The sequence below is a fragment of the Desulfosalsimonas sp. genome, assembly GCF_046483245.1.
Classification (GTDB): Bacteria; Desulfobacterota; Desulfobacteria; order Desulfobacterales; family Desulfosalsimonadaceae; genus Desulfosalsimonas.
The window spans coordinates 24714-32831 of record NZ_JAWODO010000022.1 but is presented as its reverse complement, the minus strand read 5'-3'; the positions used below and the strand labels follow the sequence as shown (position 1 = coordinate 32831).

The following is an 8118-nucleotide window of genomic DNA, read 5'->3' as shown; positions in this document are numbered from 1 at the left end:
GTTCGTGTCCCAGGCATCGGTGCTCAAGTATTTCGGGGCCCAGGCCAACAAGCTGCTCTCCTATTCCGTGGCATCGGTATCCGGCACTATCCTGGCCGTGTGCTCCTGCACGGTGCTGCCGCTTTTTGCCGGCATCTATTCCCGGGGCGCGGGCATCGGGCCGGCCACGGCATTTCTGTATTCCGGCCCGGCCATTAACGTGCTGGCCATTGTATTCACAGCGCGCGTGCTGGGCTGGCAGCTCGGCCTTGCAAGGGCCATCGGCGCGATCGTATTCGCTGCTGTGATCGGCCTTTCCATGCATTTTATCTTCCGCAGGGAAGATGCGCAAAGAGCCGCCGGCGCCATGCACCTGCCCGAAGAAGAAGACACCGGCAGGTCCCTTGCCCAGGAGGCAATGTTTATGGCGGTACTGATCCTGATCCTTATATTTGCAGCTTTTGCCAGGCCCTCTGCAGATGCGGCCATGGTGTGGCAAACCATCTTCAATCTGAAGTGGATCATTACCGGCATCCTGCTTGTCATCCTCGGCTTTATCCTTTATTCCTGGTTCAGACGCGATGAACTTGCCCAGTGGGTGGACTCCACCTGGGGTTTCATGAAGCAGATCTTTCCCCTGCTTTTTGCAGGCGTTATTTTTGCCGGATTTTTCCTGGGCAGGCCCGGAGAAACCGCCCTGATCCCGGAGCGATACATTGCTGACCTGGTGGGCGGCAACTCCATCTGGGCCAACCTGTTTGCAGCACTTGCCTCGGCACTGATGTATTTTGCCACGCTGACCGAAGTGCCAATTCTGCAGGGGCTTCTGGGCTCGGGCATGGGCCAGGGCCCGGCTTTGACTATGCTGCTGGCCGGCCCGGCGCTTTCCCTGCCCAATCTGATTGTCATCGGCAGTGTCATGGGCTGGAAAAAGACCGGGACTTTCGCGGGTCTCATCGTGGTGCTCTCCACGATCGTGGGCATGTCCTACGGGGCAATTTTCGCATAGGGAGCGCCCGGCCGGCGGCCGGCAGGGAAACATTTTGAAAAAGGAGTAAAGCGGAATGCGGCGCTCTATTCGCATCGGAATTCCGGTGCTTGTAATCATCTGCCTGGTCGCAGGCGGGATTTTTCTGGTCAAGCAGAAGAAAAAGGAACTGGGACAGACTCCGGCCTACGGCGCCAGGCCCCGGCCGGTGACCGTGGCTGTTACGGAAAAAGGGGATCTGACCCTGGAAAAAGATTACCTGGCTGTGGTGGAACCGTTTCATGAAGCGCGGGTATCAGCCCGGGTGACCGCTGCGGTGGAAGACATCCGGGTGGATGAAGGCGACCGGGTCAAGGCCGGGGAAGTGCTGGCCGAACTCGAAGCCGAAGAGGTTGAAATTGCCGTTGACGTGCTCTCTTCCCGTATTGAGCAGACCCGGGCCGAGCTTTCCGGCAGCCGGGCCACGGTCGAAGCCCTCAAAGAATCCCATCAGTTTTGGCAGGCCGAGAAAAAGCGGGCCCTTAATCTGGTGGAAAAAGGCGCGATTTCCGAATCCGAAGCCCAGCAGACAGCGGAAAAGGCCGCCGATGTCAGGGGAAAACTGACCGCAGCCCAAGAGAAATCCGTGGCCATTGAAAAACAGATCGATGCCTTGAAAAAACAAAAGGCCGAACTGCGAACCCGGCGCGGCTATTATACCATAAAAAGCCCCTTTGACGGGATTGTCACCCAGCGCCTGGCAGACCCCGGGGACATGGCCGCCCCATCGAAAAACTTGTTCACCGTCCAGGACCAGTCCAGACTGAAAATCGCCTTTGACGTGCCGCAAAAGGACCTGCCCGAAGTACAACAGGGGCAAACCGCTGCCTTTCAGGTCAAGGGCGATATGCAAAAGGCCGAAATCCGGCTCATGGAGCCGGCCATGGACAAGGCGAAAATGATGCGGGCCGAGATCTGGCCGGAGGCGACGGGCGCAGCCGGCCTTGTCCCGGGTTCCTATCTGCCGGTTGCCGTGATTGTCGAAAACCTCAAAGACGTAGTCCTGATTCCAGCATCAGCTTTGATCGAGGGTCCGCAGGGCAGGACCCATGTATTTACGGTGAAAGACAACACCCTTTCAGCAAACCCGGTGCAACTCCTGGGGCGAGCCGCGGACCGGGCGGCGGTCAAAGGAATTGATGCAGACACACAGGTGGTCAAAAACACCTACCTGGGCTGGGCCGGGCTTTCATCCGGAGAGAAGGTGGAGGCCGTGCAATGAATCTCACCCGGGCGGCACTCAATCACCCCTATGCGGTTGCGGCCGCGGTCCTGCTGGTGGCGGCCATGGGCTTTATCGGATTTCTGCGTACACCCTCGGAGCTTTTCCCAGACACTTTTCCGCCCCAGGTGGTGGTGGTCACGGTACAGCCCGGGGCCGCGGCCGACGATGTCAGCGACACGATCACGGAAGTCATTGAAAAAGAGATCAACACCTTAAGCGGGCTGGAAAATATCCGCAGCACCAGCCGCGACCAGGTTTCCTCGGTCATGGCCGAATTTTCCTATTCCAAGGACCCGGGCCAGGCCATTTTGGACGTGCAAAACGCCATGGCCCGCATCCGGGCGGATCTGCCGCAAAGCGCACAGGAACCCAAGCTCTATCGCTTAAGCGATGCCACGGCCCGCCCGCTTTTAACCCTGGCCCTGCGGCCCAAAGATGACAGCCGGCGCGATCTTTCAGAGATCCGGCTTTTGGCGGAAAACCAGATCCAGGACCGGATCCTGGCCATAGAAGGCCTGGCTGACGTGGACGTGTTCGGCGGCCACCGGCCCGAGATCCGGGTGCGGGTGGACCGCGACCGGCTTGCGGCCAATAATGTCTCCATCAGCGAGGTCATTGCGGTTTTGGCCGAACAGAACATCTCGGCTCCGGCAGGCAACATTTATGCGGGCGACAGCGAGTACCTGGTGCGCATCGCAGGGGAATTCAAGGATTTAAGCCAAATCCGGCAGCTGCCGATCCGCCGGCCCGGCTCAGGCCTGCTGCGCATCTCAGATGTGGCCGAGGTGGAACTCACCGAGCAGGAGCCGCGCTCTGCCTATCACGGAAACGGCGAGCCGGCCATCGCCTTAGGCATCATCAAGCCCGACGGCGGCAGAACCGTGGCCCCCATTGAGCGGGTCAAAGCCTTTCTTCCGGAACTTTCCGCCCTTTACCCGGACATTGCCTTTGAAATCACCCAGGACCAGCAGCCGTTAATCGATATCAACATGCGCGGCATGGTGCTCTCAATCATCCAGGCGGTGATCTTTACCGTGGCGGTGATCTTTTTCTTTCTGGCTGAAGCACGCGCCGCCCTGGTGGCGGGCATCAGCATCCCGCTTTCTTTTCTGTTCACCCTGGCCGTGCTCTGGTTTACGCCCTATACCTTAAACATGGTCACCCTGTCGGGCCTGATCGTGGCCACCGGAATGGTGGTGGACGCCTCCGTGGTGGCCCTGGAAAACATCTACCGTCATTTTCAAGCCCAATCAAACCCGGATGCCAAGACCGCGGCCGATACCGGCACCCGGGAAATTTCTCTGGCCATTACCGCAGGTATGCTCACCACCGTGGCGGTCCTGGTGCCCATCATTTTTATCGGCGGCTATCCCCAGCGCACCATCGGCCGGCTGAGCCTGACCATCTCCATCACCATGGTGGCCTCCCTGGTCATTGCCCTGACCCTGGTGCCGCTGCTGACCTCGAAGGTTTTGGGCCGAAAAAGGGAAAAAAAGAATGCCGCCGAACGTCTGGCCTCCCGTGTGGACGTGGGCGTGGGCTTTGTCCGGCGTTTTTACGTATTCATCTTAAAAGCCGCCCTGCGCTGGCGGGTGCTCACCCTGATCCTGGCTGCGGCCTTTTTCGTGGTCACGGTCCGGACCATCCCTCCGATTATCGGCGGGGATCTCATGCCGCCCATGGATACGGGCATTGCCATTGTGGAATTTGACCTGCCGGCCACAAACGACATCGGGCAGGTGGAAAAGGCGCTGAACCGGGTGGAGGAAATCATCTATGCCCAGCCGGGCATCGAAAAGGTCTCCTCTGTGATCGGCTCCGAGCCCGGGGCCATATCTTTCGGCACCGGCGGGGCCACCACCCAGTCTGCAGCCATCACCGTACACCTGGTGGACCGGACCCAGCGAAAAGAATCCATCTGGGAAATCCAGGAAACCTGGCGGGAAAAGCTTCGCCAGGTTCCGGGGATCAAAAGTTTCCGGGTCAGCGAATACGGGGCCACGCCCATGGCCACCACCAAGGCGCCCGTGGATATCATCATCAGCGGACCGGATTCAAAGATCCTTTCCCGGGTGGCAGACAAAGCCATCCAGCGGCTCCAGGACGTGCGCGGCCTCACTGATGTGAGCCGAAGCTGGCATTTTGACCAGAAACAGGTGGACGTGGCAGTGGATCCGGCCTTGGCACGCATGTACGGCACCTCCCCAAAAGAAGTCTCCCGCCAGGTCAGCGCGGCCGTGCAGGGCGTGCCCGCCACGTCCATGCGGCTTGAAGCGTTTCTCGATATTCCCATCCGGGTGCAGTACGGCCTGTCCGGGCGCAACAGCCTGTCGGCCCTGGAACATGCTTACGTGGGATCGGATTTCGGCCCCATACCCCTGCGGGCCATGGCAGAAGTCAAGACGCATACCCAGCGCCCCTTTATCACCCGGGAAGACCTTCAGGCCACCATTGATGTGACCGGCGTCAACCATGACATGACCATCGCCCAGGTCACGGCCATGGCCCAAAAGGCCCTGGCCGGTATGGAACTGCCCGGCGGCTACAGCATGGAATTTGCCGGAACAGCCTCAGACATGAAAAGCACCCAGAAGCAATTGCGCCAGGCCCTGGTCATCGGCATTGTCCTGCTCTATTTCCTGCTTTTGGCCATGTTTGGCTCTTTTGCCCATCCCATAACCATCATGGCCGCCATTCCCCTGGCCGTGGCCGGCTCCATGTGGGGACTTCTGGTCTTTGACAAGCCCATGTGCATGCCCGGCACCATGGGCATGATCTTTCTGGCCGGCATTATCATCAACAACAGCGTGCTGCTGCTCGATTTTATCATCCAGGCCAGAAAAAAGGGCTCGGAGAAAACCGAGGCCATTGTCCGGGCAGTGGAGCTTCGCATCCGGCCCATCCTGATGACCACGTTTTCAACGATCATCGGGTTATCACCCCTGATTTTCGAAACCGCCGTGGGCCTGGAGCGTTTGAGCCCGCTGGGGATCGTTGCCGGAAGCGGCCTGCTGGTGGGCACGTTTCTGACCATGATCGTGGTGCCGGTGGTCTACTCGGGCATGGACAGCATGGGCCATGGGGTCCGAAAATTGGGCCTTTGGCTGAAAGATTCTCAATTGGCGCAGGAAAATAAATGATTGTTCTGCCGGAAATCGTCCCGGTGGCATTTGCCATCGGTCCGCTGGAAATACGCTGGTATGGGCTGATGTATGTTATCGGGTTTGCCGCAGCCCTGATTTTAGGCAGCAAAAGGGCTGCAGGCAGACACTCCCCCCTTGGCCCGGATCAATTTCAGGACCTGCTGTTTTATGGATTGATTGGCCTGATCGCGGGGGCCCGGCTGGGCTATATGCTCTTTTATGATACCTCCGCGCTGATCAACGAGCCGCTGGAGATCATAAAAATCTGGCACGGGGGGATGTCTTTTCACGGCGGGTTGCTCGGTATTGCGGCCGCGGTTTTCTTATTTGCACGCCAACACCGGCTTAACATCCTGGAACTGGGAGACTTTATAGCACCCCTGGTTCCGCCGGGGCTGTTTGCCGGACGCATCGGCAACTTTATCAACGGCGAGCTCTGGGGCCGGCCAAGCGACCTGCCATGGGCTGTTGTTTATCCCGGGACGGCAGCCGGGCCTATCCCCCGCCACCCCAGTCAGCTATACGAAGCACTGTTGGAGGGGGTGGTTTTATTTTTGATCCTCTGGTTTTTTTCCCAAAAGCCGCGCCCGCGAGGAACCATACTCGGCCTGTTTTTACTCCTTTACGGCTGCTTCCGCTTTGGTGTCGAATTTTTCCGCCAGCCAGACTTTCAGCTCGGCTTTGTGGCCCTTAATTTTCTGACCATGGGCCAGATGCTGTCGCTGCCCATGATCGCGGCGGGAATCTTTCTGTTTTTTTACCGCAAGACAAATCCTTTGAACACCGAAGGAGGCCATCGTGTTTAAAGCTTCCAGAGTCATCAATAATCATCTGATAAAATTTTTAATAGCAGTCATCGCGACCGGGCTTGCTATTTCCTGATTTTTTGATGCCGAACCCCCCGGGCCCAACTGAAAGCCAATGAACCAAGAAACCCCGAATCACATCCAGCAGCCGGATAATTTAAAACAATATATTAAAAAAGGCGAATTTCCACGCTGGCGTATTTTTTTCAACCTCTACCTTCGCAATGTCATCGCCAGCCTCCTGGGATTTGCCATTATTCTGCTACTCAACTTTTTTACGCCCATGACCTCCAGCTGGCTGCATCGGGCGCTCGTTGCCTCCGGAAACGGCATACAGTGCCTGCTGGGCCTGTTTCCCCTGATTCTGGTGATCATTGCCATCTTCCAATACCGGTTTCAGCGGCCGGTGTTCAATTTTCTGACCATGCACATTCAGGGGGAGAACCCCACCTCTTTCGACGAGGAGGATATCCGGAGACGGCTTCTAAACCTGCCCATGCTCCTGGCCGTCACCAACCTCATGGTCTATATTCTCGTTCCGGGCGCCCTGCTCCTGTCCTCCTGGCTTCTGGACCTCTTTGCCATGGATTTTCGCATGGCTGTGCTTTCTTTCTTTTGGGCACTGATGATCGGCCTGATCACGGCCTGCCTGTCGTTTTTCATCGTGGAAAACTATACCCGGCACATCTGCATCCCCATGGTTTTCCCGGAAGGCGGCCTCACTCGGGTGCAGGGGGCCATACGGATCAATGTCATGCGCCGGATCCGGCTGCTCAACCTGGCCGGCACACTCACCCCCATGATGATCCTTGTGGTCACCCTGGGACTTGTGGTTCTCGACGTCTTGAAGTCCCCGGGCTTTTCCAATCAATTGGCCATCGATATTTTCATCTTTTCCCTGATCCTCTGCAGCGTCTTTATCTATATCGGCTTCCGACTCAACCGCTTGGTGGGCCGCTCCGTGATGGGGCCTTTAAAGGAGATGCTCCAGGCCATCCAGAAGGTGGAGCAAGGCGACTTCAGCCACCGGATCCAGGTGGTCTCCAATGATGAGTTGGGCGAGCTGGCCGAGGCCGGCAACAAAATGATCCAGGGCCTTGCCGAACGCGAACAGGTGCGGGAGTCCTTCGGCCGCTACGTGACCCCCGAGATCCGGGACAAGATCCTGTCCGGTGAAATTCCACTGGACGGGGAACAAAAAATCGCCACCATGCTGTTTGCCGATTTAAGGGACTTTACCAGCTACGTGGAAACCAACCCGCCGGAGGAAGTGATTCTCAGCATGCGCTCATATTTTACATACATGGAGGAGGCAATCCGGGAGGAAGGAGGCCTTGTGCTGCAGTTCGTGGGCGATGAGCTCGAAGCGGTGTTCGGGGTTCCGATAGAGGTCAAACAGCATGCGGACCGGGCGCTTCATGCGGCCCTGAAGATGCGGCGGCGCCTCGAGGAGCTGAACGAAAAGCGCGAAAATGCAGGCAAGCCCTCTTTTCAGCACGGCGTGGGAATCTGCTCGGGGCCGGTGCTGGCGGGCAATACCGGCAGCCGGGATCATCCTTCCTACGCGCTCATCGGCGACACAGTCAACAAGGCCGCCCGGGTCCAGGAACTGACCAAGGAATTCGGCTGCGAGATCCTGATTGCCCGGGAGACCCGGGATATGCTGAGCATGCGGTTTTCAGTGGAACCAAAGGAAGCCAGGGTCTTTAAGGGGTTTTCGACACCCATCGAAACCTTCGAAGTGCTGGAGCATTTTGAAAATTAAGGCAGGTACGGCCCAAACGGCCTAAAAGCCGCCTTTTGTATAAAAGGCATTGATTACCATCTCTATATTAAATTTCAGATGTGTCATTGTATTTTACCCAATGCCGAGTCCTTCAGACGCGCCACCGCTTCCTTAGCATCCCCTTTTTGATTGTCCAAAACAGTGATGCCGCG

Annotated in this window: 5 protein-coding genes; all 5 read left to right on the top strand. The window is 57.7% G+C overall.

Annotation, left to right across the window (positions count from 1 at the left end; all coding sequences use genetic code 11):
• The coding region (locus tag R6U41_RS02540) for a permease (RefSeq protein ID WP_410268261.1) at positions 1–988 on the top strand (988 nt) is incomplete at its 5' end.
• 55 nt (positions 989–1043) lie between these two features.
• Positions 1044–2228, top strand: coding sequence for an efflux RND transporter periplasmic adaptor subunit (locus R6U41_RS02535; RefSeq protein WP_410268260.1), 1185 nt, complete (start codon positions 1044–1046; stop codon positions 2226–2228).
• A complete protein-coding gene (locus tag R6U41_RS02530; protein WP_410268259.1) occupies positions 2225–5371 on the top strand; it encodes an efflux RND transporter permease subunit in 3147 nt (1048 codons plus the stop codon). Before R6U41_RS02535 ends, R6U41_RS02530 begins: the two co-directional genes overlap by 4 nt.
• Positions 5368–6180, top strand: a complete 813-nt coding sequence (gene lgt / locus R6U41_RS02525; protein WP_410268258.1) for a prolipoprotein diacylglyceryl transferase — start codon at positions 5368–5370, stop codon at positions 6178–6180. Before R6U41_RS02530 ends, lgt begins: the two co-directional genes overlap by 4 nt.
• A gap of 115 nt (positions 6181–6295) precedes the next feature.
• On the top strand, positions 6296–7945 hold the full coding sequence (locus R6U41_RS02520; RefSeq protein ID WP_410268257.1) for an adenylate/guanylate cyclase domain-containing protein: 1650 nt from the start codon (positions 6296–6298) through the stop codon (positions 7943–7945).
• Positions 7946–8118 lie beyond the last annotated feature (173 nt).

What these genes read in the sequence shown, in the direction of transcription:
- R6U41_RS02535 (WP_410268260.1), top strand. Translation starts at nt 1,044, where the DNA reads ATGCGGCGCTCTATTCGCATCGGAATTCCGGTGCTTGTAATCATCTGC.
- R6U41_RS02530 (WP_410268259.1), top strand. Translation starts at nt 2,225, where the DNA reads ATGAATCTCACCCGGGCGGCACTCAATCACCCCTATGCGGTTGCGGCC.
- lgt (WP_410268258.1), top strand. Translation starts at nt 5,368, where the DNA reads ATGATTGTTCTGCCGGAAATCGTCCCGGTGGCATTTGCCATCGGTCCG.
- R6U41_RS02520 (WP_410268257.1), top strand. Translation starts at nt 6,296, where the DNA reads ATGAACCAAGAAACCCCGAATCACATCCAGCAGCCGGATAATTTAAAA.